This is a genomic window from Pseudomonas sp. LBUM1652, from assembly GCF_059716105.1.
Window position 1 is genome coordinate 298,791 of the sequence record NZ_CP166804.1, and the last position, 25,187, is coordinate 323,977.

Below are 25,187 nucleotides of genomic sequence, written 5' to 3' on the forward strand. Positions count from 1 at the left end.
AACAAGCGTTGATCGTAACCATGCTCTGCGTGGTTACGCATCCTTGGACGCTCCGCGTTTGCTATTGGGACGCGGAGCGTCCCGGTCTGCGTTCCCACGCAGAGCGTGGGAACGATCAAAAGAAAAAAGATCGCAGCCTTTAAGCGGACTTGGCCATGATCAACCCGGTCTCGCTCGCCGCTTCCAACCGGATCGCAATGAACTTGGATGTCGGCGTATGGCTACCATCCCCAGTGCTTTCCAGCGGAACCAACGGGTTCACTTCCGGGTAATAAGCAGCAGCTTGTCCAGCCGGTATATCAAACGCCAACAGCGTGAAGCCCTTCACCCGACGCTCGCGACCATCGTCCCAGATCGAAACGATGTCAGCCTTCTGCCCCGGCCGGAAGCCCAGGCGAATAATGTCGGCTTCGTTGACGAACAACACATCACGCTGACCCTTCACCCCGCGATAACGGTCGTCGAGGCCGTAAATCGTGGTGTTGTACTGATCGTGGGAGCGCATCGATTGCAGGATCAGATCCGGCAACTGTCCGGTCGCGCGGGTGCGTTCGTGTACCAGATCCTTCGGCAAAAGGTTCGGGCGGAAATTAGCGCGGCCCGATGGCGTGTTCCACTTACGTGCGCCGGCGCTGTTGCCGAGGTAGAAGCCGCCCGGATTTTTGACCTTCTCGTTGAACTCCTTGAAGCCGGGAATGGTGTCGGCGATCAGCTCGCGGATACGCCCGTAATCGGCCACCAGCCAGTTCCAGTCCACCGGTTTGCTGCCCAGGGTCGCGGCGGCGATGCCGGCGATGATCGACGGTTCCGAGCGCATCTGATTCGACAGCGGCTGCAACTGGCCGTTGGAGGCGTGGACCATGCTGAACGAGTCTTCCACGGTGACGGCTTGCGGGCCTTCAGTCTGGATGTCGATGTCGGTACGGCCCAGGCAAGGCAGGATCAACGCGTCTTTACCGTGAGCCAGATGGCTGCGGTTGAGCTTGGTGCTGATCTGCACGGTCAGGTCGCAATTGCTCAGCGCCGCGAACGTGCGCGGGCTGTCCGGCGTGGCCTGGGCGAAGTTGCCGCCCAGCCCGATAAAGACTTTGGCGCGGCCCTCGGCCATCGCATGGATTGCCTCGACCACGTTGTGGCCGTTTTCACGCGGCACCTTGAACTGGAAGCGACGCTCAAGCGAATCAAGAAACGCCACCGGCGGACGTTCATTGATGCCCATCGTGCGGTCGCCCTGCACGTTACTGTGGCCGCGCACCGGGCACAGGCCCGCGCCCGGCTTGCCGATGTTGCCGCGCAGCAACATCAGGTTGGCGATTTCCTGAATGGTCGGCACCGAATGGCGATGCTGGGTGATGCCCATGGCCCAGCACATGATCACGTTCTTGCCTTTGGCGTACATGCGCGCCGCTTGCTCGATTTCCACCAGGGTCAGGCCGGATTGCTCGACGATCTGCTCCCATGACGTGTCGTCGACAACGCCGAGGTACTCCAGCACGTTGGCGCTGTGGGCGTTGAGGAAGTCGTGGTCGAACACGGCCGGGGCGCCAGCCTTTTGCGCATCGCGTTCCCATTGCAGCAGGAACTTGGCCATGCCGCGCAGCACTGCCATGTCGCCGCCCAGTGCCGGGCGGAAATACGCGGTGTTGGTCGGCTTGTCGCCGTTGGTGAGCATTTCGATCGGGTGTTGCGGGTGCTGGAAGCGTTCCAGACCGCGTTCTTTCAGCGGGTTGATGCACACCACCTGAGCGCCACGTTTCACTGCTTCGCGCAGCGGTTCGAGCATTCGCGGGTGGTTGGTGCCCGGGTTCTGGCCCCAGACGAAAATTGCGTCGGCGTGTTCGAAATCGTCGAAAGTCACGGTGCCTTTGCCGACGCCGACACTTTGCGCCAACGCCACACCGCTGGCTTCGTGGCACATGTTCGAGCAGTCAGGGAAATTGTTGGTGCCGAAGGCGCGCACGAACAGCTGATACAGATACGCCGCTTCGTTGCTGGCGCGACCCGAGGTGTAGAACTCGGCCAGATCCGGGCTCGGCAGATTTTGCAGATGTTTGGCGATCAGGGCGTACGCGTCGTCCCAAGCGATCGGTTTGTAACGATCGGTCTCGGCGTCGTAGACCATCGGCTCGGTCAGGCGGCCCTGATACTCAAGCCAGTAATCGCTCTGTTCCAGCAGCGAAGTCACGCTGTGTTTGGCGAAGAATTTGGCATCCACCCGGCGCTTGGTCGCTTCCCAGTTCACCGCCTTGGCGCCGTTCTCGCAGAATTTGACCATGCCGCTTTCCGGCGAATCGCCCCAGGCGCAACCCGGGCAATCGAAGCCGCCGTTCTGGTTGGTCTTGAGCATCATGCGCAGGTTTTTCAGCGCGTTGTCGCTGGTCAACCAGGCCTGGGCCACACTGATCAGGGCACCCCAGCCGCCGGCTGCACCTTTGTAAGGCTTGTAGCGCGGGACAGGTTTCTGGTCGGCTTGATGATGTTGGCTCACGCTTGATTCTCCATCGCGGGGCTATACACCCGCGGCGCACTTTTCTGCGGCAGGTGGATGAGATTGAGGTTGTGTCGACGGGCCCATTGCACGGCAAGGCCTGTGGGGGCGGACAGGCTGACCAGGGTCTGGATGCCGGCGCGCAAAACTTTCTGGATCAATTCGAGGCTGCAACGGCTGGTGACAATCGCCAGTCCGCCTTCTGTGGATATCTTCTGGCGGATCAGCCCGCCGATCAGCTTGTCGAGGGCGTTGTGCCGGCCGATGTCTTCGCGCCCGAGCAGCAGTTCACCGCTGGCGTTCATGAACACCGCCGCATGCACCGCACCGCAGTGCTGGCCGAGCGGCTGGAACGCGCCGATGCGCTGGCGCAAACCGTCGAGCCATGCAAGCGGTGGCAACGGCGTGCCGGCCAACACTTTGAGATCGGGCAGCGCTTGTTCCACCGCTTCGACGCCGCACAAGCCGCAACCACTGGTGCCGGCCAACTGGCGACGTTGTTGTTTGAGGTTCCAGAAGGCACGGTTGGCGATGGTCACTTGCGCGTATTGCGCCGAGCCTGCGCCAGTCAGTTGCAGGTCATAGATATCGGTAGCGTCTTCGATGATGCCGCTGCCGAGGCTGAAGCCGACGATGAAGTCTTCAAGGTCGGTCGGCGTCACCAGCATGACCGCCTGGCTGATGCCGTTGTAGGCGATCGCCAACGCGACTTCCTCGGCCAGCGCGGTGCTGGCCGATTCCTCGAGGGGTAAATCGCTGTAACTGTAGGTCTGGCTGGCGGCGGGCGCGGGCGTTTCAAGTGCAGGCGCCGCGCAGGCTGGGCGCTTGGCGTTCATGGCATCACCGACGGATTGATCAACGCTAAGACTAGGCGCGGCAAGATGTCGCGTCTAATCGCTAATGTCGATCTTCCGATAGATGCCGTCGATCAAGACTCGCCTGGTGATTTTTGATACAGCGCAAAACAGGCTTCGGCCAGCGCCGAACGCGGGGCACCACGGCGCATGATCAGGCCCAGCGACGCGAGGGTTTGAGCGTTTTCGATCGGTTGCAGGCGCAGGTGATCGGTAAGCTTTTCCAGGCCTCCGTCGAGCGGCATGATCGCGCAGCAAAAGCCGTTGTGTACGGCTTGTAACAATTGATGCACAGCGTCGGTTTGCAGCAACGGCTGCGGCGTCAGGTTACGGCTGTGGAAGTTGTGGTCGATGGACTGGCGAAAATGCATGCCGCTGGTCAGCATGCCCAACGGCAGTTCGATCAACGATTCCCAGCTTAACGGCGCCTCGCCAAAAGTGAACGAACGCTGGTCGTAGAGCAGGCCCATGCGGGTTTCGCTTAAAGCCAGGGCTTCGAAGCGTTCGTTATCCAGACGATCCAGATAAGACACGCCAAGGTCGATGCGATTGTTCGCCAGATGCTCGAGGATCTGCTCGGAACTGAGCGCCGACAGTTCGAAACGCAGGTCCGGGTGCGCGGCGTGCAGGCGTTGCATCAGCGGCAACGGATCGAAGCTCGACAGCGGCACCACGCCCAAGCGCAGCGTGCCGATCAGGTTGCCGCGACACGCCGCCGCTTCCGCCTGCAAACCGTCATAAGCCGCCAACACCGTGCGCGCCCACGCCAGAACCCGTTCGCCCGGCGCGGTGAAGCCTTCGAAACGCTGGCCACGGTTGACCAGTGGCAGGTCGAGCTCTTCTTCAAGGCTACGCAGGCGCATCGACAGAGTCGGCTGGGTGATATGGCAGCGCGCGGCGGCTTGGCCGAAGTGGCGGGTTTCGTCGAGGGCGATGAGGAATTTCAGCTGCTTGATGTCCATCTTCGCTCCGAAGGGTGGCGGCGGGGGTGGGTGATTCTACCGCTTGGGGGGCGGCAGGGTCATTGGTCGGCTTGGAACCGGGTTTGTCATTGGTGGTCTAGGCTTGAGCGACGAACCTATATTTCATGGAGAGAACACGATGAGCCTTTTCAGCTTTTTGAAAGAAGCCGGTGAAAAAATCATTGATGCGCTGACGCCGGAGAAGGCCGAGGCCAATGGTGCGGCGCTTACCAAACACGTGCAGGCCGCGCTGACGGGCATCGACACGTCGAAGATCCAGGTCAAGGTTGAAGGCGAGAAAGTCATTGCTACGGGTGAAGCGGCCACCCAAGAGGAAAAAGAAAAAATTCTGCTGGCGTTGGGTAACGTGACCGGCGTCAGTAGTGTAGATGATCAAATCACCGTGACCGGCGGTGGCAAGACTGAGCCGAAATTTGTCACGGTCGAGAAGGGCGACACGCTGAGCGCAATTTCCAAACGCGTGTATGGCGATGCCAACAAGTACAACAAGATTTTCGAGGCGAACAAGCCTCAGCTCAAACACCCGGACAAGATCTATCCGGGGCAGGTACTGCGTATCCCTGAGTAATCTGCAAGATCCTGTGGTGAGGGGATTTATCCCCGACCGGCTGCGCAGCAGGCGCAAAAAAACCAGGGCCGCTGCGCTGCCCATCGGGGATGAATCCCCTCGCCACAATGGATCTTCATAAACCGGAAATGAGGTCGCGGTAATCCTCGACCGCTGCAAACTCCGCAGTATCTTTCGGCCCTTTGCGGCTGTCCGGTTCTTTGACCGCCAACAAGTGCGCCACACCGAAATCCCGCGCGCTGCGCAGGATCGGCAAGGTGTCGTCGATGAACAGACTGCGCGCCGGATCAAAACCGATATCCGTCTGCAAGGCATCCCAGAACTGCGGGTTCTCCTTGGGGTAACCGTAATCGTGCGAACTGATCAACCGCTCGAAGTACGGCGCCAGTTCAATCCGCTCCAGCTTCAACGACAGCGAATCACGGTGCGCGTTGGTGATCATGATCACCCGTTTGCCGGCCCGTTTTATTGCCGCCAGAAAGGTATCGGCATCCGGGCGCAGGGCGATCAGGTGCGCGGTTTCCTGCTTCAATTCACGCACTGACAACTTCAGCTCCGCGCTCCAGAAATCCAGGCAATACCACTGCAATTGACCGGCATGGCGCTCGAACAGCGGCTGCAATTCCATCTCGGCCATGGCCCGGCTGATCCCGTGGAGATCGGCGTAACGTTGGGGCAGATGTTCCAGCCAGAAATGGTTATCGAAGTGCAGATCCAGCAACGTGCCGTCCATGTCCAGCAGAACGGTATCGATGTCGGACCACGGTAATGAAGGCATGGCAACGTCTCGAACGGTGAAAAGATATCCGACGTAAACAATCGGGAAAGCCGCGTTATAGTAGCGCGTTCACGCCAAGGAGCTTTGCATGCGCCAGAAACCCACTGTACTTGCCCGCGAAATCGTCGCCACCAGCCGCCTGTTTTGCGTCGAAGAACTGAAGCTGCGTTTTTCCAACGGCGTGGAGCGCACTTACGAGCGGCTGGTCGGCAAGGGTGCGGGATACGGCGCGGTGATGATCGTGGCGATGCTCGATGCCGAGCACGCGGTGCTGGTCGAGGAATACTGCGGCGGCACTGACGAATACGAGTTGTCCTTGCCTAAAGGTTTGATCGAGCCGGGCGAAGATGTGTTGGCGGCGGCCGAGCGTGAACTCAAGGAAGAGGCGGGTTTCGGCGCGCGGCAACTGGAACATCTGACCGAGCTGTCGCTGTCGCCCGGTTACATGAGCCAGAAGATTCAGGTGGTGCTGGCCACCGATCTGTACGAGGAACGTCTGGAGGGCGATGAGCCCGAGCCGATGCGGGTCGACAAGGTCAATCTGCGTGAGTTGTCGGCGCTGGCGCTGAATCCGCAGTTCTCCGAAGGGCGCGCACTGGCGGCGCTTTATTTGACCCGCGACCTGCTGAGCCAGCGCGGTGTTTTCAGTTATGAGTGAGCGTTTGATGAATTTCCCGCACCCGTTGATGGCGCCAGTGATCGAGTTGGCATTGCAGGCAGGCGAAGCGATTTTGCCGTTCTGGCGCGCAGGCGTTGAAGTCACGGCCAAGTCCGATGACTCGCCGGTGACCGCTGCGGACCTGGCCGCGCATCACCTGATCGTTGCGGGTCTGACGGCGCTGGATTCGAGCATTCCGGTGCTGTCCGAAGAGGATGCCGATATCCCGCAAAGCGTGCGCGCCGGCTGGCAGCGCTGGTGGCTGGTGGATCCGCTGGACGGTACCAAGGAGTTCATCAGTGGCAGTGAGGAGTTCACCGTCAACATCGCCCTGATCGAAAACGGCCGAGTGGTGTTTGGTGTGGTGTCGATGCCGACCAACGGTCGTTATTACGTCGGTGGTAACGGGTTGGGCGCGTGGCGCTGTGACAAGGGCGGCACACTGGTTTCGATTCAGGTGCGCGACGTACCGGCGCCGGGCGAAGCGTTCACCGTGGTTGCCAGTCGTCGGCATTCCAGCCCCGAGCAGGAGCGCTTGCTCGCAGGACTCAGCGCCAGTCTGGGTGAGCTGCAATTGGCCAATATCGGCAGTTCGTTGAAGTTCTGCCTGCTGGCTGAAGGTGCGGCGGATTGTTATCCGCGACTGGCACCGACTTCGCAGTGGGACACGGCGGCGGCGCAGGGTGTGCTGGAAGGCGCGGGCGGTGAGGTGCTGGATTTGCGCGGTGACGCGTTCTGCTATCCGGCGCGGGAATCGTTGCTGAACGAGTTCTTTTTGGCGCTGCCGGCGAAGGCAGCGTGGCGAGCGAGGTTGTTGGAGTTGGCCCGCGGTTAAGATCAAAAGATCGCAGCCTGCGGCAGCTACATGGATAAACCTGTAGGAACTGCCGCAGGCTGCGATCTTTGCTTTAACGATGCAAAACGTACTGCCCGCTAAACGTCACGGCGTCCTCATCATTCCCGGAATTGACGATCCGCGTATTCAACGTCAACCGCGCCCGTCCATAACGCTGATACATCGCCAGAAACTTCTTCCACACCGCCGCCTCCGGCGCCGGGCAAATCGCCGTGGCATCTCCCGTCACTGGCAGGGGATAACTGATCTGCCCCTCCTGAATCACGATGTGCCCGTCCTCGATCCCTTCTTCCTTAAGGCGCAAATGCAGCCAGCCCCAACCGGCCAGCACTGCCCCGCAGTAGAGACTGCCGCCGAACATGGTGCTTTTGTGGTTGACGTTGGCATCCAGCGGCAAGTGCAGACTCAGCTGCTGCGCCTGCCAGTCGAGCACTTTGAGGCCCATCGCCTGAGTCAGGGGAATGTCGTGATGCAGGACCGATTCCAGATAGCGACTGTCGCTGTTCATTCGGCTTCATCTCCGTGGGCGCCGCTGTCGGCAAAGCTCAAGCCGTGCTTGCGCAGTTTGTCGTGCAGCGTCTTGCGCGGAATGCCCAGCGCTTCGGCAAGGCTGCGCACGGAGCTGTGGGAGCGCGACAGTTCGGCGGCGATCAGCGACTTCTCGAAGTTTTCCACTTGCTCGCTAAGGCCGCCGGCGATGACTTCCACGGTCGCGCCACCCCCTTCGGTGCCGGTGTTATCCAGCGCCAGTTCCAGGCCAAGGGCGAAACGTTCTGCCGCGTTCTGCAACTCGCGCACGTTGCCAGGCCAAGTGTGGCGTAGCAGCAGGGCACGTTGTGCCGGTTGCAGTTCGTGCGGCGGCAAGCCGTGGCGGGCGCTGGCTTCATCGGCGTAGTGCTGGAAGAGCACCAGCGCATCTTCGCCACGTTCGCGCAGCGGGGGAATGCGTAATGGCGCGACGTTGAGACGGTAATACAAGTCGGCACGGAAGCGGCCCTGATCAGCGGCCTGGCGCAGATCTTCCTTGGTCGCCGCGATCACACGGATATCCAGCGGAATCAGCTGATTGCCGCCCAAACGTTCAACGACGCGCTCCTGCAGCATGCGCAGCAACTTCACCTGCACGTCCATGCTCATGCTTTCGATTTCATCGAGGAACAACGTACCGCCATTGGCGAATTCGAACTTGCCGATCCGGCGTTTTTGCGCGCCAGTGAACGCGCCCGGCTCATGACCGAACAGTTCACTTTCCACGACTGATTCAGCCAGCGCCCCGGCATTGATCGCCACGAACGGGCCGTTGCGGCGGCTCGATAGATCATGCAATGCCCGAGCGACGACTTCTTTGCCCGCGCCGGTTTCGCCAAGGATCAACACATCAGCCTTGGTCGCCGCCAACGCGCCGATCTGCTCGCGCAGGCGCAGCATCGGTGTCGAGTGGCCGACCAGACGCGCGCTCAGTTCATTGCGATCGCTGAGGGCCAGACGCAGACTGCGGTTGTCCAGCACCAGTCGGCGCACGGCCAGGGCGCGGCGCACGCTGTCGAGCAGGGCGTCGCTGGCGAACGGTTTTTCGAGGAAGTCATAAGCCCCGGCACGCATCGCCTGCACGGCCAGCGGCACATCGCCGTGGCCGGTGATCAGCAGCACTGGCAGCTCGGGATCCTGGGCGTGCAACTCGCTCAGCAATTCGAGACCGTCCATGCCCGGCATGCGGATGTCGCTGACCACCACACCCGGCCAGTCGCGCTCCAGTTGCGCTGCCAGCCCTTTGGCTTCAGACAGCGGGAGGATTTTCAGGCCAGCCAGATCCAGGGTCTGGCCGAGGGCCTGACGCAGGTGCGGATCGTCGTCGATCAACACCACCTGAATGCGATTGTCGATGGTCATGCACTTCGATCCTCGGACGGTTGCAGGCTGACCCCGGGCGCGCCGGCGCGCAGCCGCAGGGTGATCAAGGCGCCACCTTGTTTGTGGTTGGAGAACGACAGTTCACCACCGAAGGCGCGCATCAGGGTTTCACAGATCGCCAAACCCAGACCAAGACCTTGAGTACGGGTCTTGGTGGTGTAGAAGGGCTCGCTGGCGCGACCGAGGGCTTCCATACAGAACCCCGGGCCGTTGTCGCGAATGTACAGATTGACGCCTTCGGCAGTGGATTCGGCACTCAGCCACAATTTGCGCGGCGGGCCCTTTTCGGTGAGGGCGTCGAGGGCGTTGGCCAGCAGGTTGCCGAGTACCTGGCGCAGGCGGGTTTCCCCGGCTTCGACCCACAGGGTGGCGGCGGGCAGGTCGCGGATCAGCTCGACTTCCATGCTGCGCCGACGCTTGGCCAGCAAGGCCAGAGCATCGTCCAGCGCCGGTTGCAGGGCGACGCTTTCCGGGGCGTGGCGATCGCGGCGGGCGAACGCACGCAGGTGGGCGATGATCGACGCCATGCGCCCGGTCAGTTCGCTGATCAGTTTGAGGTTGCCGCGCGCGTCGTCAGTCCGCTCATGGTCGAGAAGCACTTCAGCGTTCTCCGCGTAGCTGCGGATCGCCGCCAGCGGCTGATTGAGTTCGTGGCTGATGCTTGCCGACATGGTCCCCAGCGCCGACAGTTTGCCGGCCTGCACCAGATCATCCTGAGCACGAACCAGTTCTTGTTGCGCCTGTTCGCGCTCCAGCACTTCCTGTTTCAAGCGGCGGTTGAGGCCTTCGAGGTCGCTGGTGCGCTCGGCGACGCGGCCTTCCAGTTCACGACGGGCCTTGGCTTCAAACGCGATGCGCTCCAGATAGTGGCGGCGGCGCTGCATCATCAGGCCGAGAAGCAGCATCATAACCAATAGCGTGGCGCCACCGATGGCGACTACCGTACGCACCGGGCGGTCGATCAGCGTGCGCGGCGCAAGAATGCTGACGCTCCAGCCGGTTTCGGCGATGTCGTGGGTTTGTGTCAGCCAGGCATCGGGGCTGAGGTTCAGCGGACGCGGTTCACGGGTCGGGTAGGGCTGGATTGCGGTGATCGCTGCGCGCTCGGTATCGCTCAAGACGCGGGTCGAGCGGAAGCGCCATTCAGGACGCGAGGTGAGGATGACCACACCGTTATGGTCGGTCACCAGCAGTTGTTCCGGGGTTTTGCCCCAGAGACTTTCGGTGTGGTCGAGATCGACTTTGATCACCAGCACGCCAGTGATCTTTTCACCATTACGCACCGCAGCGGCGAAGAAGTAGCCGCGCTTGGCCGACGTCGTTCCAAGACCGAAAAAGCGCCCGAGACGCCCGGCCATGGCTTCGCTGAAATAAGGGCGGAAGGAGAAATTGCGGCCCACGAAGCTATCGTGTTTGTCCCAGTTCGACGCCGCGAGTGTTTTCCCGGTGGTGTCCATCAGGTACATGACTTCGGCGCCAGTCTGTGCGGCGATGTTTTTCAGCAGACGGTTGGCATTGCCTTGGGTAACACCATCGTCTGGCGCTCCAAGCACGGTACGCAGGGCCGGCAGGTCGCCGAGGATCTGCGGCAACACTTCATAGCGGTGCAGGGTGCCCAGCAGGTTGGCGACGTAGAGGTCGAGGGTCTGGCGATTCTGTCCGGCCAGTTCGCTGCGGTAATAGCGCTCGGCCAGATGTTCCAACGGCCACAGTAAAGGCGCCAGACACAGGGCCAGAAGGGCAAGGCTGCGCCAGCGGGGTCTGCGGGGAAGGGATGGTTTCATGAGCCGGATGCGCCTGAGGGAACAGGCGCATTATGCCCGGCCTCAGGAAAAGACGTCAGCGTCCTTGAGCAACGCTGCAGCTTGATCCTTCGCCGAGAGTTTCGGCGCTTCGTCCAATTGCCAGTCGATACCCAGAGCAGGGTCGTCCCAGCGAATGCTGCGCTCGGACGATGGGTCGTAGTAGTTGGTGGTCTTGTAGAGGAACTCGGCGAACTCGCTCAGCACTACGAAGCCATGGGCGAAACCTTTCGGTACCCACAGTTGACGATGGTTTTCAGCCGACAGGCGCACCGCCACCGACTTGCCGAAGTGCGGCGAGCTGCGGCGAATGTCCACAGCCACATCAAGCACTTCACCGACCGTGACGCGCACCAGCTTGCCCTGGGTGTTTTCCAACTGGTAATGCAGGCCACGCAGCACGCCTTTTTGCGAGCGCGAATGGTTGTCCTGAACGAATTGGGTGTCCAGGCCGGTCGCGTCCTGGAATGCCTTGGCGTTGAAACTCTCGTAGAAGAAACCGCGCTCGTCACCGAACACCTTGGGTTCGATGATCAGAACACCGGGCAGGTCGGTGGTGATTACATCCATGAGGTTTTCCATAGGCAGGTGTGAATGGCCGACATTCTTGCGCAAAGTGCCGGTGGATGCGAGCGCTCGAATAACCACGATCAGGGGTTGCGCATCCTCCGAAGCAGTGGCGATATAAGCGCCTAATAAAATTTCAGGGGTCGTTTCATGCCGCTCGCCACGTTGATTCATCGCGCCAGTTTGCCCAGCCCGCAGGTTTCAGAGGCGCAGGCCTTGCAATGGCTCGCCGAACATTACGGGCTCGGCGGCACGTTACAGGCCCTCGGCAGTCAGCAAGATCTTAACTATCGCGTAGACAGTGAGCGCGGGCGGTTTGTGCTGAAAATCTGCCGTGGCGATTACGCCCTTGTCGAGTTGCAGGCCCAGCATGCCGGCCTCAAGTATCTGGCCGAACACTGCACAGTAAATGTGCCGCGGGTGATTGCCGCCAATAACGGTCAGGACCTGCTGACGCTGCAAGTCGATGGCGAGGCGGTACATGTGCGGCTACTCGATTACATCGAAGGTCAGCCGCTGACCCATCTCGATCACTTGGGCCATGACGTGGTGGCCGGGTTTGGCCGGCTCTGCGGTGAGATGGACCTGGCACTGGCCGGGTTTGACCACCCGGGCCTTGAGCGCACATTGCAATGGGACGCGCGCCATGCCAGCGCACTGATCAGTCATTTGCTGCCAGTGATCAAGGACGACCAGCAGCGCGCATTGATCGCCGACGCCGCCGAGCAGGCCGAGCGCCGCTTGCAGCCACTGGTGGACAAACTGCCGGTGCAGGCGATTCACATGGACATCACTGACGACAACGCCGTCTGGCAGCGCGACGCACAGCGCCATTGGCAATTGCAGGGTGTGATCGATTTCGGCGACCTGATCCGCACCTGGCGCATTACCGATCTGTCGGTGACATGCGCCGCATTGCTGCATCACGCCGACGGCGATCCGTTTGTGATTCTGCCGGCGGTTCAGGCTTATCACGCCGTCAATCCGCTGCAACACGAAGAACTGCAAGCCCTGTGGCCACTGATCGTCGCCCGGGCGGCGGTGCTGGTGCTCAGTGGCGAGCAGCAGGTCAGTATCGATCCCGCCAATACCTACAGCCGCGACAACCTCACCCACGAGTGGGAAATCTTCCGCGTTGCGACATCGGTGCCGCTGGCGTTGATGGAAGCGGCGATCCTCAGCGCGGTCGGGCAACCCTTGGCGGCGATCAACGGCGAAGACTTTGCGCCGTTGCTGCCAAGTCTGGTCGGGCGTGAATTTGCTCTGATCGACCTCGGCGTTCTCAGTCCGCATTTCGAGGCGGGCAACTGGGAGCAGGAGGGCATCGACCAGCGATTGTTGAATGAAGCGGCTGCCGCGCATGGTCTGGCGGCGAGTCGTTATGGCCAATACCGTTTGTCGCGTACTCAACCGGACAGTGCCGCTGAGCCGGACACCTTCCCGCTGCACGTCGAATTGCGCGTGCCCAATGGCACGCCTGTGGAGTCGCCGTTTGCCGGTGTGGTTCATCAGCGCCCAGAGGGTGCGCTGCAACTGGACGGCCCACAGCTCAGCGTACGTTTGTGGGGCGTGACGCCATCGCTGCAAAGCGGGGCGGCGCTGGTCAAAGGTCAGGTGCTGGGTTCGGTCAGCGGGCCGTTGATCGTACAACTGAGTCGCGGCGCGCAATGGGATGCGCCGCTGTTCTGTACGCCGTCCCGTGCGGCCGCGTGGCAGGCGCTGTGTCCGTCACCGGCAGCTTTGCTTGGATTGGCCTGCGATGCCGAGCAGGAGCTGGATTCGAAGACCTTGCTTGAGCGCCGCGACGCCAGTTTTGCCCGCACGCAAAAACACTATTACGTTGATCCGCCGCGCATCGAGCGCGGCTGGCGCAATCACCTGATCGACATGCAGGGCCGTTCCTACCTCGACATGCTCAACAACGTGGCGGTGCTCGGTCACGGTCATCCGCGCATGGCGGCGGTCGCTGCTCGCCAGTGGTCGCTGCTCAACACCAACTCACGCTTCAACTATGCGGCGGTGGCCGAGTTCTCCGAGCGCTTGCTGAAACTGGCGCCGGAAGGCATGGATCGGGTGTTTCTGGTCAACAGCGGCAGCGAGGCTAATGACCTGGCGATCCGTCTGGCGTGGGCCTACAGCGGCGGTCGCGACATGGTCAGCGTGTTGGAGGCTTATCACGGCTGGACGATCGGTGCCGATGCGGTGTCGACCTCGATTGCCGACAACCCGAAAGCCCTTGAAAGCCGTCCGGACTGGGTGCATCCGGTGATCGCGCCGAACATTTATCGTGGCGAATTCCGTGGCCTCGATTCGGCGCCGGACTATGTGCGCAGCGTCGAGCATCATCTGGCGAAAATCGCTGAGCAGAAGCGTCAACTGGCCGGGTTTATCTGCGAACCGGTGTATGGCAATGCCGGTGGCATCTCGCTGCCACCCGGTTACTTGAAGCAGGTGTATGCGTTGGTCCGCGCGCAGGGCGGTGTGTGCATCGCCGATGAAGTGCAGGTCGGTTACGGGCGCATGGGCCATTTCTTCTGGGGCTTCGAAGAACAAGGTGTGGTGCCGGACATCATTGTCATGGCCAAAGGCATGGGCAACGGCCAGCCACTCGGTGCGGTCATTACTCGCCGGGAAATCGCCGAGGCGCTGGAGGCTGAGGGTTACTTCTTCTCGTCGGCCGGCGGCAGTCCTGTGAGCTGCCAGATCGGCATGGCCGTGCTGGATGTGATGGAAGAAGAAAAACTCTGGGAGAACGCCCAAGTGGTCGGCGGCCACTTCAAGGCGCGGCTCGAAGCGTTGATCGATAAACATCCGCTGGTGGGCGCGGTGCACGGCTCCGGTTTTTATCTCGGTGTGGAACTGATCCGCAACCGCGACACACTGGAACCGGCGACTGAAGAGACCACATCGCTGTGCGATCGCCTGCGCGAGCTGGGGATTTTCATGCAACCGACCGGCGATGACCTGAACATCCTCAAGATCAAACCGCCGATGGTGACCTCGCGGCGCAGTGTGGATTTCTTTGTCGACATGCTGGATCGGGTGCTTACCGAAGGCCTGTAAGCCACGGATTCCCAACCGCGCCTACAAAAAGCAGATTTATATCGGCTATTTGTGATTATTTTTAGATGAAAGGTTGGTATGTAGCTTTTAGGGCCGATATTTATCGGTTATAAAGTCGCCATTGCTCCGGCATGGCGATTTTTTGTCCGGTGCGCGCGTTTTTTCTCTTCGGTCGAATCCTCGACCGTCAAAGCACTTGCCCGGAGATGATTCATGAGCCGTATCGTTACCGTCGCCGCCACGCAGATGGCCTGTTCGTGGGATCTGGAAGCCAACCTCGAAACCGCCGAAAGACTGGTGCGCGAAGCTGCCGCAAAAGGCGCGCAGATCATCCTGATCCAGGAGCTGTTCGAAGCGCCGTACTTTTGCCAGAAGCCGAACCCGGACTATCTGCAACTGGCCACTACGGTGGAAGAAAACGTCGCGATCAAACATTTCCAGAAAATCGCCAAAGAGCTGCAAGTGGTGCTGCCGATCAGCTTCTACGAGCTGGCCGGTCGTGCGCGTTTCAACAGCATCGCGATCATCGATGCCGACGGCAGCAACCTCGGGATTTATCGTAAAAGCCACATCCCGGATGGTCCGGGTTACCACGAAAAGTATTACTTCAACCCGGGCGATACCGGCTTCAAGGTCTGGAATACCCGTTACGCAAAAATCGGCGTGGGCATCTGCTGGGATCAGTGGTTCCCGGAAGCGGCGCGTGCGATGGCGCTGCAAGGTGCGGAAATCCTGTTCTACCCGACCGCCATCGGCAGCGAGCCGCACGACAAGAGCATTTCGTCCCGCGATCACTGGCAGCGCGTGCAGCAGGGTCATGCCGGCGCCAACCTGATGCCGCTGATCGCCAGCAACCGCATCGGTAACGAAGAACAGGACGGCTACGACATCACGTTCTACGGCTCATCGTTCATCGCCAACCAGTTCGGCGAAAAAGTGCAGGAGCTGAATAAAACCGAAGAAGGTATTCTTGTGCACACTTTCAACCTCGACGAGCTGGAACATATTCGCAGCGCGTGGGGTTCATTCCGTGACCGCCGGCCGAATCTGTACGGCGCGTTGAAAACCCTCGACGGTTCCCTGGAGTCCTGATCCCGATGACCACATTGAAAAGCACCCCGCGCGCCGACGGCTTCCACATGCCGGCCGAGTGGGCACCCCAAACGCAAACCTGGATGATCTGGCCCGAGCGCCCGGACAACTGGCGCCTGGGCGGCAAACCTGCACAAGCAGCCCACGCGGCGGTGGCCAAGGCCATCGCCCGTTTTGAACCGGTGACCGTTGCGGTGTCCGCCGGCCAATACGAAAACGCCCGCGCCCGTCTCGACGTGCCGAATATCCGCGTGGTCGAGATGTCCAGCGATGACGCCTGGGTTCGCGACAGCGGCCCGACGTTCGTCATCAATAACAGCGGCGAAGTGCGCGGTGTGAACTGGGACTTCAACGCCTGGGGCGGCTTTGACGGCGGCTTGTACTCGCCGTGGAACCGCGATTCGCAGGTCGGCGGCAAGATCCTCGAGATCGAGCGCAGCCCGCGTTATCGCACCGAAGGTTTTGTGCTGGAGGGTGGTTCGATTCACGTCGACGGCGAAGGCACGCTGATCACCACTGAAGAATGCCTGCTCAACCGCAATCGCAACCCGCACCTGAGTCGCGAAGAAATCGAAGCAGTGCTGAGCGCCAATCTGGCTGTGGATAAAATCATCTGGCTGCCGGACGGTTTGTTCAACGACGAAACCGATGGTCATGTGGATAACTTCTGCTGCTACGTGCGTCCGGGCGAAGTGCTGTTGGCGTGGACCGATGATCCACAGGATCCGAACTACCCACGCTGTCAGGCCGCGATGAAGGTGCTGGAAAGCAGCACCGATGCCAAGGGCCGCCCGTTCACGGTGCACAAAATGCCGATTCCGGGGCCGTTGTTCGCGACCGAAGAAGAGTGCGCCGGGGTCGATCCGGTGGATGGCACTCAGGAGCGCAATCCGAGCGTGCGCCTGGCCGGTTCCTACGTGAATTTCCTGATCGTCAACGGCGGCATCATCGCACCGAGCTTCGACGATCCGATGGACGCCCCGGCTCGGGAAATCCTGCAGAACCTGTTCCCGCAACACGAAGTGGTGATGGTGCCGGGCCGCGAACTGTTACTGGGTGGCGGCAATATTCACTGCCTTACCCAGCAGCAACCCGCGCCGCACAAAGAGTGAGTTGAGTCGTAACAGCCTGAGTTGATTAATAAATCAGCCGGGCGACGATTAGCGCGCGATGTACCTGAAGAAGCCCGCAGCCCGGTTGGACTGCGGGCTTCTTTGTATCCGCTTGTCGACAAATCGGAAACCTTGGCATAGCTCTTGTATCGGACAAAGGGCACTAGGGAGGGAGGCGAACTTCAACAGTTCTGTCATAAACCTTGGATAACGTAGCCGCTCATGACCGGGGAGAGAGCGCTGAAATGAACGCCGAAGTGAACGTAGTCAGCGAGCGGACGTTGCATCCCATGGCCGTAAAAGGCGAATCGCTCCAGATTGTCGCGCACTTTTTGAAGTCCAATGGAACGCGTCAGATCAGGGAACCTGATCCGCGCCGGATGATGATCGAGCGCTACCCCGCTGACCTGTTCAGCGAGGCCGAACTGGAAGCGTTGTGGGCTGTGATGCAGGGATAAGAAAAACAACAGGGATTGGTAAAAGCGCTGCCGGGATGGCGGCGCTTTTTTATGCAAAATCGAAAAGATCGCAGCCTGCTTTTAAAAACTATAGGTGCCCGTCATCACGACGCTACGCGGCGCGCCCGGCTGGATTTGATATTGGCTCGTCGCCGAGTCGTAATACTCGCGATCGCTGATGTTGTTCAGCGCTGCGCGCAAATCCCAGTCCTTGAAGCGATAACCGACCAGCGCATCCCAACGGCCATAACCCGGCAGCACGGTGGTGTTGGCGTTATCGGCATAACGCTGGCCAACCAGAGTCAGGCCGGTTTCGCCGTACCAGCCCATTTCCGGTTTCCAGGTCAGGAACAGGCTGCCGTTGCGTTTGGCAACGTTGTTGATGCGTTTGCCTTCCAGACCGTTGTTGTCCTTCTCGATCTTCGCATCCTGCACACCGACGCCACCGCGCACGTACCAGTTGCCGACGATGTTGCCGGTGGCGGTCAGCTCGATCCCGCGTGAGCGCTGTACGCCGGTCATGATGGTCAGGGTCGGATCATTCGGATCGGTGGTGCGGCGGTTGTAGAGTTCAAGATCATAGATCGCCAGGGTGGTGCTCAAACGGTCATCGAGCCAGTCACTCTTCACGCCGATTTCTTTCTGCTTGGTCAGCTCGGGGCTCAGATCGTTGGTGTTGCCGGCCGCGCCCGGTGTGATGCCGATCAGGCCTCCGCCCACCGGCGAGAAAGTTTTCGACCACGAGGCGTAGAAGGAGTGATTCTGCAGCGGCGTCCAGACCAGACCCACGCGCGGGCTGGTGCTGTGGCTGTCGCGATCTTCGGAAAGGTTCCTGAGTTTGTTGGTCGACTCGATATCAAAGGTGTCGTAGCGCAACCCGGCGAGCAGTTGCCATTGATCGTTCAGGCGCAGTTGATCCTGAACATAGACCGCGCGGCTTTCGACCTCGGTGTGGCTGCTGCTGTTGAGCTGCATGCTGCCGGTGTGGCGCAGGTCGCGGTTGGGGTTGAACAGGTCCAGCGACGGCACAGGTTGCGCACCCGGTGTTCTGCCGGTGGCGGCGTTATACAGTTTTGGATCGCGGCGCTGACTGCCGATCTCGACACCGGTCAGCAGGCGATGCTCAAGGCCGAACGTATCGAAACCGCCTTCAAGTTCGAGGTTGTTGTAGACGTTGCGGGTGTTCAGATCCTGCTGCCAGTGCTGACGCGTGACCTTGTTGGTCGCAGGCGTGTAACCGGTGAGGTAGGTGTTGTCGAAATCACTGTCGAGCTTGAACACGCCGAGGGTCTGGCGCAGTTGCCAGTTGTCGTTGATCTCGTAGGTGAGTTTCGAGCGCAGGGATTGCGACTTGTCGTCGATGAAATCGTGATCATTGCCGTAGGTTGTGTCGCGGCCGACATCCGCCGGGCGCCCGTTTACCCCAGGAATGCCGCGATCCGGTGTGCGGTTGTAACGGCTGTATTCGTACTGCACCAGCCAGTTCAGGTCGGGCGTCAGTTGCCAGCTCATCGACGGTGCGAAAAGTTGGCGGTTGCCGCTGACGCCGTCGCGGAAGCTGTTTTCATCCATATTGCCCATGTTCAGGCGCAGGCTGATGTTCTCGCTCGGGTCGGTGCTGAGATCGGCGTACAGGCTGCGTAGATCTTCGCTGCCGGCCTGGGCTTCTATGGTTGAGCGACGTCCGGCCTCAGGCGCTTTGCTCACCCGATTGACGATCCCGCCCTGACTGCCACGGCCATACAGCACGGCGGCCGGACCTTTGAGCACTTCGACGCGCTCGATGTTGTGCAGGTCGCGCTTGTATTGGCTGTCGTCGCGGATGCCGTCCAGATAAAAGTCGTTGCTGGCGTCGAAGCCACGAATGCGCAAGCTGTCGAAGCGGGTGTCGGCGCTGCTGCTGACGTTGGGCATGCCACTCAGGGCATCGCCGATATCATTGGTGCCGTAGTCGGCGACGTTCGACGTCTTGATCGAATCAATGGCCTGCGGCACATAACGCACCGGGGTCGAGGTGCGGGTCGCGGTATTACTGACTTTGACGCGCGGGTCATCGGCTTGCGCTTCGGCGCTGATGGCGGTGGCGGGCAACTCAGTGGCCGACCAGGCAAAACCGCTGGACAGGAAAGCAGAAAGCCCAAGGGTGACGGGCGTAAGACGGAACGGGGCAGGCATTGAAAAGCGCATCCGAAAGGGTGGAAGAATTCGAGCGTGCGAATGGTAATGCTTTTCATTTGCTCCCGTTAATTATTCCTTAAAAGTTCCCTTGTCTGATTGTTTCAATTTGTGTCGATCTGGACACAATCTGACCGTTCAGGCAATTCGACCGATTCACGAAACAGTCTGAAAGCCATTCCAGCGTTTTTCCCCCACGCCCCGAGGACTAGTCTGCCGGCATTGATTTTTCCCACTTTCAGGCCGGAGTTTTCCGATGATCCTTCATTACATCTATGACCCGCTGTGCGGCTGGTGTTATGGCGCCAAACCGCTGGTACAGGCCGCGCAGCAAGTGCTGCCGGTAATCGCTCATGCCGGCGGGATGATGAGCGGTGCCAACCGCCAGCGTGTTTCCCCGCAATTACGCAATTACGTCATGCCCCACGACCGGCGCATCGCTGAATACACCGGGCAGCCGTTTGGCGAGGCCTATTTCGAAGGCTTGCTGCGCGATCACACGGCTGTGTTCGACTCGACGCCACCCATTGCTGCCGTCATGGCGGCCGAGGCAATCGATGACCGTGGTCTGCAGATGCTCGGGCGGTTGCAGACCGCACACTACGCAGAAGGGCGGCGGATCGCCGATGAATCCGTACTTTTGCTGTTGGCGGATCAGATGGGCTACGCCGAGGAAACTTTCCGGGCCGCGTTTAAATCCGTTGATACCGAGCTGCATGTAAAAACCAGTCGCGCATTGTTGGCGCGCCTTGGCGGTCAGGGGTTTCCGACGTTCGCCTTTGAGCAGGACGGCCAGTTCACCTTGATCGACATCAGTGCCTGGCTGGGCAAACCGCAGGCCTTTGCCGATTGGTTGGCTCAGGCAATCGGCATTAATGGGGCTGGGGAAGCGGCAGCGCTTTGCGGTCTTGACGGCTGTGTCTGATAAGCGCCGGATTCACTGCCTGCCGGCATTTCCGTGCAAGGAGTCAGCGCAAAATTTACGTTTCTTAGACGATTTTTGCCTATTTAAAGACGATTCTTGAAATTGACACAATGTTCAAGGCGCGGCTACGATTCGGCCCAACGCCTGTGGCCAACCGCCATGACTCAAAAATAATAAGAAGGCCCGCCACGACTTTGTCGTGGGCGGGCCTTTTTGTTTCGGGGTGAAAAAAGAGTGCATCAGCGCCGTTTCAGCCGTTCGACACAGCGCGTTTCAACCCGTAATAAGGAAAATAAAATGTTGAACAAGCGTATCAGCCTGATCGCTCTGGGGATGTTGAGCGCCACACAGGCCATGGCTAACGACCAGGCCGAATCCAAGGGTTTTGTAGAAGACAGCAGCCTGAAAGTGCTGCTGCGCAACGCCTACATCAATCGTGATTACAAAGACGGAAACGACGACAAGGCCGAATGGGGCCAAGCGGCCATCGGTACGTTCTCCTCCGGTTTCACCCAAGGCACCGTGGGTGTCGGTGTCGACGCTTTCGGTCTGTACGCACTGCGTCTGGACGGCGGCAAGGGCCGCAGCGGCGCCGGTGGTATCGATTTCTTCAAGCAAGAAAATGACGGTCGCGCGAACCACGATCTGGCCAAGGGCGGCGCGGCGGTCAAGTTCCGCTTCTCCAACACTGTGCTGACCTACGGTGACCAGATGCCGGCCTTGCCGGTACTGAGCTACGACAACGTGCGTCTGCTGCCGGAAAGCTACACCGGCACTTTGATCACTTCCAAAGAGATCAAAGGTCTGGAACTGAACGCCGGTCGTTTCACCGCCGAATCGCGCAAAAGCGATGAAGGTCGTGACAGCGGTGGTCTGAAGTCAATCAACGTGATCGGCGGTAGCTACCAGTTCACCGAACAGTTCAAGGCTGCGCTGTACGCTTCCGACGTCGAAGACGTCCTGAAGAAGCAATACGTCAACGCCAACTACGTGTTCCCGATTGACAAGGATCAGTCCCTGACCCTGGACTTCAACGGCTACCGCACCAAGCTCGACAGCGCCTACGTTCGCGAAAACACCATTCCGGGCGAAAGCATCGTGACCGGTCGCGACAATAAGATCTGGAGTCTGGCAGCCACCTTCGCCACTGGCCCGCACTCGTTCACCGTGGCGCATCAGCGTTCCACCGGTGACAGCAACCTGGGCTACGCCTACGGCGGCTATCAGAAAGATCAACACCGTTTCGGCGACGGTGGCAACAGCATCTACCTGGCCAACTCCTACTGGTCGGACTTCAACGCTGAAGACGAACGCAGCTGGCAGCTGGGCTACGGCCTGGACTTCAGTACATTCGGCGTACCGGGTCTGAGCTACAACTTCGCTTACGTGCGTGGCGACAACATCACCACCTCCACCAGCGAAGGCGGCACCGAGCGCGAAATCTTCAACCAGTTCAAGTACGTCGTGCAAAGCGGCCCGGCCAAAGACCTGAGCGTGAAACTGCGCAGCTCGATCCTGCGTGTTTCGCAGAAATCCAGCGAATACAACGTCAGCGGCAACGAGCTGCGCGTGTTTGTGGATTACCCGATCAACATCTTCTGATGCTCGATCAGGTGTAACAGATATGAGAAAAATCCCGACTGGTTCGGGATTTTTTTTCGTCGATTTTTCAGTGAAAACCCGAAAAAACCCGTGTTTTTGTCATGTAAAAGTTGTTTTTAAGTCGCTTCAAACGCCGTTTCAAACAGGCCTTTAAATGCCTGAAATTCTTTCTCATGGACGCAAATTCTCCACCTAATAGATTAGGCCGCTCAACGCAGCGGAGAATTTGGTAATGATCGTTTTGAACAGAGAAGTGGGCGAATCGCTACGGCGCGACAAATATGTCAACGTCCAGGGTGGTGACTTCAATCTCTACGGTCATTTTGCCGACTTCGTCAGACTGACCAAAAGTTGGGAAAACATGGAGCCTGATAGCTACTACGGTCAGGCCGAAGCCGGCATGCGTTACCGTCGTTACAGCGACTTTGAGTACAACCCGAAGACACGCGAACTGAAGCAACTCGAACATCGCGCGTATGTGCAATCCAAGGAAAACAACGCCTATGTGGGCGGCCTTGTGCGGCACTTCCAGGACTTCTCCGATGAAGTCATCAAGTCGCCGGTGATGCGCAGCCTCATCGACACCGATTTTGAAGTGTACAAAAGCGTGTTGCCGGAAGAATTGCACGATGAAATCTGGCAGTGCCAGATCCACCAGATCCGCATCGAGATCAAACCGGGCAAACAGCTTGAGATCACACCTGAAGGAATTCACTGCGACGGCTACCCGTTCAGCGGTGTGCACTTCTGGGGCCGAAACAATGTCGAGGGTGCCGAGAGTCGTTTGTACGATATCCACGAGCATCAATTGGCGTCGACCACCTACCAGGAGATTCTCGACACCACCTACTTCCTCGATCGTGACATGCGTCACTACGTGACCCCGGCGCGCAATACGCACACCCATGCCATGGCGTACCGGCAGATTCTGGCGATTTCCTTCTCGCGGCCCGGGACCGCTTTCGACATTGTTCGCTAATCAGATCACCCCAATCGACGGCGTCGAGTGCTCGACGCCGGTGGTGCTGCGCCGCGCCACGGCCAAGGATGCGCAGCGCATGGAACGCTTCTTCCGTCAGTTCGACGAAGTGTCGTTCTGCGAATGGCAGGATGCCAAATGCCTGCGCGGCGTGTTGATCCAGAAAACCACCACGGCCTATCTGGCCTTCGACGTGGCGGGTGAAATCGTCGGCGCGGTGTTGGGCGGCATGCTCGGCAGTCGTGGCACGATCAATCATCTGGCGGTCAGCCCGCGTTATCGCAGCCAGGGCGTCGGTCAACGTCTTGTTGAAGCGGCGTCGTCCGACATGAAGCGGGTCGGTGTGCTGCGGATGTTTCTGTTCGTCGACGATGCTAACCTCGCGGGCAAGCGATTCTGGGCTGCCCAGGGTTTTTGCGAGCCTCATGGCGAACGGACATTTGAGAGGGATCTATGAATGAAACGTCCGGCAGCGCGCCGCTGATGGTCAACCATCAGCCGTCGCGTACATTTGCCGAAGCCAGCCCGGTGGTGGCCGGTTACTTCACGGTGGCGTTTGTGTTCGGCTTGATGGCCGTCAACGCCGGGCTGCCATTGTGGCTGCCGGTAGCGATGTGTTTATTCGTGTATGCCGGCGCTTCACAATTTGCCGCGCTGGCGCTGATCTCCAGCGGAGCGTCGCTGACCACCATTGTGCTGACCACTTTCCTGATCAACGCACGCCACATGCTGATGTCGGTGTACATGGCCAAGGCCCTGCGCGCGTTGGGGCTCAGCCGCATGGAGCGCTGGTGCTACGCCGGTGGGCTGACTGACGAATCCTTCGCCTTCCACAGCGTGAAACTCGGCACTGGCGCGCCGGTCAACGTACGCTACCTGATTGGCTTCAACCTGTTCTGCCACACAGCGTGGGTACTCGGCGGTTTGCTGGGCGCGGTGTGCGCGCAATACGCAGCACACTTGATCAAATACCAGCTCGACTACGCGCTGACCGCGATGATGCTCTACGTGCTGGTGTCGCTGTGCAATACCCGCAACAAGCTGATTGCCGCATCAGCGGCCGTCATCTGCATGGGCGCACTGAGCCTGGTCGGCAACTCGCCGTTTAATGTGTTTATCGCCACGTTTGTGGGCTGCGGAGTGGGTGTATGCCTGACCAAACGTTCCTGATTCTGGTGGTCGCGCTGATGATGGCGGTGACTTTCCTGCCACGCGCCTTGCCACTGCAAGTGAATACCGAGCACTGGCCGCCGTTCATCGCGCGCGCGCTGGAATACTTGCCGGTGGCGATCGTCGCTGCGATCAGCCTGACACCCTTGTTGATCAAGGATCAGCACATACAGCTCGATCGCCCGGAATTTTATGCAGCCATTCCGACGCTGTTATGTGCGTATTTCAGCAAAAACCTCTTTCTCAGTGTGGCGGTTGGGACGGCTGCGTACATTGCGCTCGGCTCGTTCATGTAACGGCAGATCGACGACGTCGCTCAACGCCTGATTGGACAACTCCGGATTGTTCACCGCCAGGCGTACTTCTAGGAAATCCTCGAACCCGGGGAAAATCGTCAGGCCGTTTTTCTGCGCGGCCTCGCGCGAGACCATGCCCACCGCATCCATCTGTGTGATCAGCGACAGGGTCAACGTCTCACTGCACGAGTAGACCATGCGCTGGCCGTTCTCGTGATTGCCCAGCCCGGCGTCGAGAAAACGCAAAAAGCTGTGGGAATACGGACAATCTTCCGCAGGACGCACCTGAAATTTGTTGCCCAGTAACGTCAACGGATCGTTTTCCTGCCCGCAATGCGCGCCAACCACCTGCACCTGCACATCCGGCAGGACGATGCTCGGCAAACCCGGACGCTGCGGGCCGATCAGCACCGCCAGATCAAAGTCTTCATTCTTCAGCTTGCTGAGGTTTTCCATCGACTCGGCGTAGCTGAACTCCATCTGATAATCGGGAAACACCTCGATCAGGCGTCCGATCATTCGCCGGTTGAAGTCAGGCGCCAAGGTGTTATTCAACGCGACCTTCAACGTGCGCTGCCCGGGCACTTTCAGCGCCTCGACTTTTTCTTCCATCTGTCGCGTGGCAATCAGCACTTTGTCGATATACGGCGTCAGCTCAGTGCCTTGCGGCGTCAGCGTCAGCCCTTTGTTGGAACGACGAAACAAGCGGAAACCGAACTGCTCTTCGACCTTGTTCAACTGCGCGGCCAACGCCTGCACAGTCAGGCACGAATGCTCGGCTGCGGCCGACAACGAGCCGGTCTGCACGATGCGCATGAGGTTGCGTAAGGTTCTGCTATCCATGGGTAAT

The 25,187-nt window shown here is 59.7% G+C and carries 23 protein-coding genes; 13 read left to right on the forward strand and 10 right to left on the reverse strand.

The window, feature by feature from the left end; all coding sequences use genetic code 11:
* Positions 1-139 precede the first annotated feature (139 nt).
* The 3 genes from ACA069_RS01320 to ACA069_RS01330 all read right to left on the reverse strand — a co-directional run bounded on the left by ACA069_RS01320 (position 140) and on the right by ACA069_RS01330 (position 4,304).
* The gene (locus ACA069_RS01320) at positions 140-2,488 is read right to left on the reverse strand and encodes an FdhF/YdeP family oxidoreductase (RefSeq protein WP_401267682.1); all 2,349 of its coding nucleotides are present in this window, start codon (positions 2,486-2,488) and stop codon (positions 140-142) included.
* Positions 2,485-3,324: a formate dehydrogenase accessory sulfurtransferase FdhD gene (gene fdhD, locus ACA069_RS01325; protein WP_489879668.1), complete on the reverse strand. Its 840-nt coding sequence runs from the start codon at positions 3,322-3,324 to the stop codon at positions 2,485-2,487. The genes ACA069_RS01320 and fdhD overlap by 4 nt, the downstream gene beginning before the upstream one ends.
* 92 nt (positions 3,325-3,416) lie before the next feature.
* Positions 3,417-4,304 carry a LysR family transcriptional regulator gene (locus ACA069_RS01330; protein WP_187679420.1) on the reverse strand — a complete coding sequence of 296 codons (888 nt, stop codon included), beginning with the start codon at positions 4,302-4,304 and terminating at the stop codon, positions 3,417-3,419.
* A gap of 139 nt (positions 4,305-4,443) precedes the next feature.
* Between ACA069_RS01330 and lysM the strand changes: the two genes are divergently transcribed.
* Entirely contained in the window at positions 4,444-4,893 is a 450-nt protein-coding gene (gene lysM, locus ACA069_RS01335) for a peptidoglycan-binding protein LysM (protein ID WP_497615988.1), read from the forward strand.
* A 115-nt stretch (positions 4,894-5,008) separates the two neighbouring features.
* Here the strand turns inward: lysM and yrfG are convergent, their stop codons facing one another.
* Entirely contained in the window at positions 5,009-5,671 is a 663-nt protein-coding gene (gene yrfG / locus ACA069_RS01340) for a GMP/IMP nucleotidase (RefSeq protein ID WP_401267686.1), read from the reverse strand.
* 88 nt (positions 5,672-5,759) lie between these two features.
* Between yrfG and nudE the strand changes: the two genes are divergently transcribed.
* On the forward strand, positions 5,760-6,329 hold the full coding sequence (nudE, locus tag ACA069_RS01345) for an ADP compounds hydrolase NudE (RefSeq protein ID WP_095190590.1): 570 nt from the start codon (positions 5,760-5,762) through the stop codon (positions 6,327-6,329).
* A gap of 7 nt (positions 6,330-6,336) precedes the next feature.
* Entirely contained in the window at positions 6,337-7,164 is an 828-nt protein-coding gene (gene cysQ, locus ACA069_RS01350; protein ID WP_497618177.1) for a 3'(2'),5'-bisphosphate nucleotidase CysQ, read from the forward strand.
* Between the two features lie 73 nt (positions 7,165-7,237).
* Here the strand turns inward: cysQ and ACA069_RS01355 are convergent, their stop codons facing one another.
* The 4 genes from ACA069_RS01355 to rfbC are packed head-to-tail and all read right to left on the reverse strand — an operon-like array spanning position 7,238 to position 11,468.
* Entirely contained in the window at positions 7,238-7,693 is a 456-nt protein-coding gene (locus ACA069_RS01355) for a YiiD C-terminal domain-containing protein (protein ID WP_401267690.1), read from the reverse strand.
* The gene (locus ACA069_RS01360) at positions 7,690-9,075 is read right to left on the reverse strand and encodes a sigma-54-dependent transcriptional regulator (protein ID WP_401267692.1); all 1,386 of its coding nucleotides are present in this window, start codon (positions 9,073-9,075) and stop codon (positions 7,690-7,692) included. Before ACA069_RS01360 ends, ACA069_RS01355 begins: the two co-directional genes overlap by 4 nt.
* Positions 9,072-10,880, reverse strand: coding sequence for a sensor histidine kinase (locus ACA069_RS01365; RefSeq protein WP_187678917.1), 1,809 nt, complete (start codon positions 10,878-10,880; stop codon positions 9,072-9,074). Before ACA069_RS01365 ends, ACA069_RS01360 begins: the two co-directional genes overlap by 4 nt.
* Before the next feature lie 42 nt (positions 10,881-10,922).
* Positions 10,923-11,468 carry a dTDP-4-dehydrorhamnose 3,5-epimerase gene (rfbC, locus tag ACA069_RS01370; RefSeq protein ID WP_489879671.1) on the reverse strand — a complete coding sequence of 182 codons (546 nt, stop codon included), beginning with the start codon at positions 11,466-11,468 and terminating at the stop codon, positions 10,923-10,925.
* 147 nt (positions 11,469-11,615) lie between these two features.
* Here rfbC and ACA069_RS01375 point away from each other — a divergent pair, with 147 nt between their 5' ends.
* From ACA069_RS01375 to ACA069_RS01390, 4 genes are all read left to right on the forward strand, one after another.
* Positions 11,616-14,528 carry an aminotransferase gene (locus tag ACA069_RS01375; protein ID WP_497615993.1) on the forward strand — a complete coding sequence of 971 codons (2,913 nt, stop codon included), beginning with the start codon at positions 11,616-11,618 and terminating at the stop codon, positions 14,526-14,528.
* A gap of 213 nt (positions 14,529-14,741) precedes the next feature.
* Positions 14,742-15,620 (forward strand): N-carbamoylputrescine amidase, encoded by an 879-nt coding sequence (gene aguB, locus ACA069_RS01380; protein ID WP_401267699.1) that lies wholly within the window; start codon positions 14,742-14,744, stop codon positions 15,618-15,620.
* Positions 15,621-15,625: 5 nt separating this feature from the next.
* Entirely contained in the window at positions 15,626-16,732 is a 1,107-nt protein-coding gene (gene aguA, locus ACA069_RS01385; RefSeq protein ID WP_497615995.1) for an agmatine deiminase, read from the forward strand.
* 245 nt (positions 16,733-16,977) lie between these two features.
* Positions 16,978-17,190, forward strand: coding sequence for a hypothetical protein (locus ACA069_RS01390; RefSeq protein WP_187678913.1), 213 nt, complete (start codon positions 16,978-16,980; stop codon positions 17,188-17,190).
* Positions 17,191-17,271: 81 nt separating this feature from the next.
* On the opposite strand, the gene ACA069_RS01395 is transcribed toward ACA069_RS01390, so the two are convergent.
* Positions 17,272-19,365, reverse strand: coding sequence for a TonB-dependent receptor (locus ACA069_RS01395; protein ID WP_497615996.1), 2,094 nt, complete (start codon positions 19,363-19,365; stop codon positions 17,272-17,274).
* Positions 19,366-19,621: 256 nt separating this feature from the next.
* Here ACA069_RS01395 and ACA069_RS01400 point away from each other — a divergent pair, with 256 nt between their 5' ends.
* The 6 genes from ACA069_RS01400 (at position 19,622) to ACA069_RS01425 (ending at position 24,337) form a co-directional block, all read left to right on the forward strand.
* Positions 19,622-20,290, forward strand: a complete 669-nt coding sequence (locus ACA069_RS01400; protein ID WP_497615997.1) for a DsbA family protein — start codon at positions 19,622-19,624, stop codon at positions 20,288-20,290.
* Positions 20,291-20,587: 297 nt separating this feature from the next.
* Positions 20,588-21,892 carry an OprD family porin gene (locus ACA069_RS01405; protein ID WP_401267709.1) on the forward strand — a complete coding sequence of 435 codons (1,305 nt, stop codon included), beginning with the start codon at positions 20,588-20,590 and terminating at the stop codon, positions 21,890-21,892.
* 232 nt (positions 21,893-22,124) lie between these two features.
* Entirely contained in the window at positions 22,125-22,871 is a 747-nt protein-coding gene (locus tag ACA069_RS01410; RefSeq protein WP_489879678.1) for a 2OG-Fe dioxygenase family protein, read from the forward strand.
* Positions 22,872-22,950: 79 nt separating this feature from the next.
* Positions 22,951-23,328 (forward strand): GNAT family N-acetyltransferase, encoded by a 378-nt coding sequence (locus ACA069_RS01415; RefSeq protein WP_016986309.1) that lies wholly within the window; start codon positions 22,951-22,953, stop codon positions 23,326-23,328.
* Positions 23,325-24,041 carry an AzlC family ABC transporter permease gene (locus ACA069_RS01420; protein ID WP_497615999.1) on the forward strand — a complete coding sequence of 239 codons (717 nt, stop codon included), beginning with the start codon at positions 23,325-23,327 and terminating at the stop codon, positions 24,039-24,041. Before ACA069_RS01415 ends, ACA069_RS01420 begins: the two co-directional genes overlap by 4 nt.
* Positions 24,020-24,337, forward strand: coding sequence for an AzlD domain-containing protein (locus ACA069_RS01425; protein ID WP_007909127.1), 318 nt, complete (start codon positions 24,020-24,022; stop codon positions 24,335-24,337). Before ACA069_RS01420 ends, ACA069_RS01425 begins: the two co-directional genes overlap by 22 nt.
* On the opposite strand, the gene ACA069_RS01430 is transcribed toward ACA069_RS01425, so the two are convergent.
* Positions 24,254-25,180, reverse strand: a complete 927-nt coding sequence (locus ACA069_RS01430; RefSeq protein WP_187678908.1) for a LysR family transcriptional regulator — start codon at positions 25,178-25,180, stop codon at positions 24,254-24,256. The two genes, ACA069_RS01425 and ACA069_RS01430, sit on opposite strands and share 84 nt — an antisense overlap.
* Positions 25,181-25,187 lie beyond the last annotated feature (7 nt).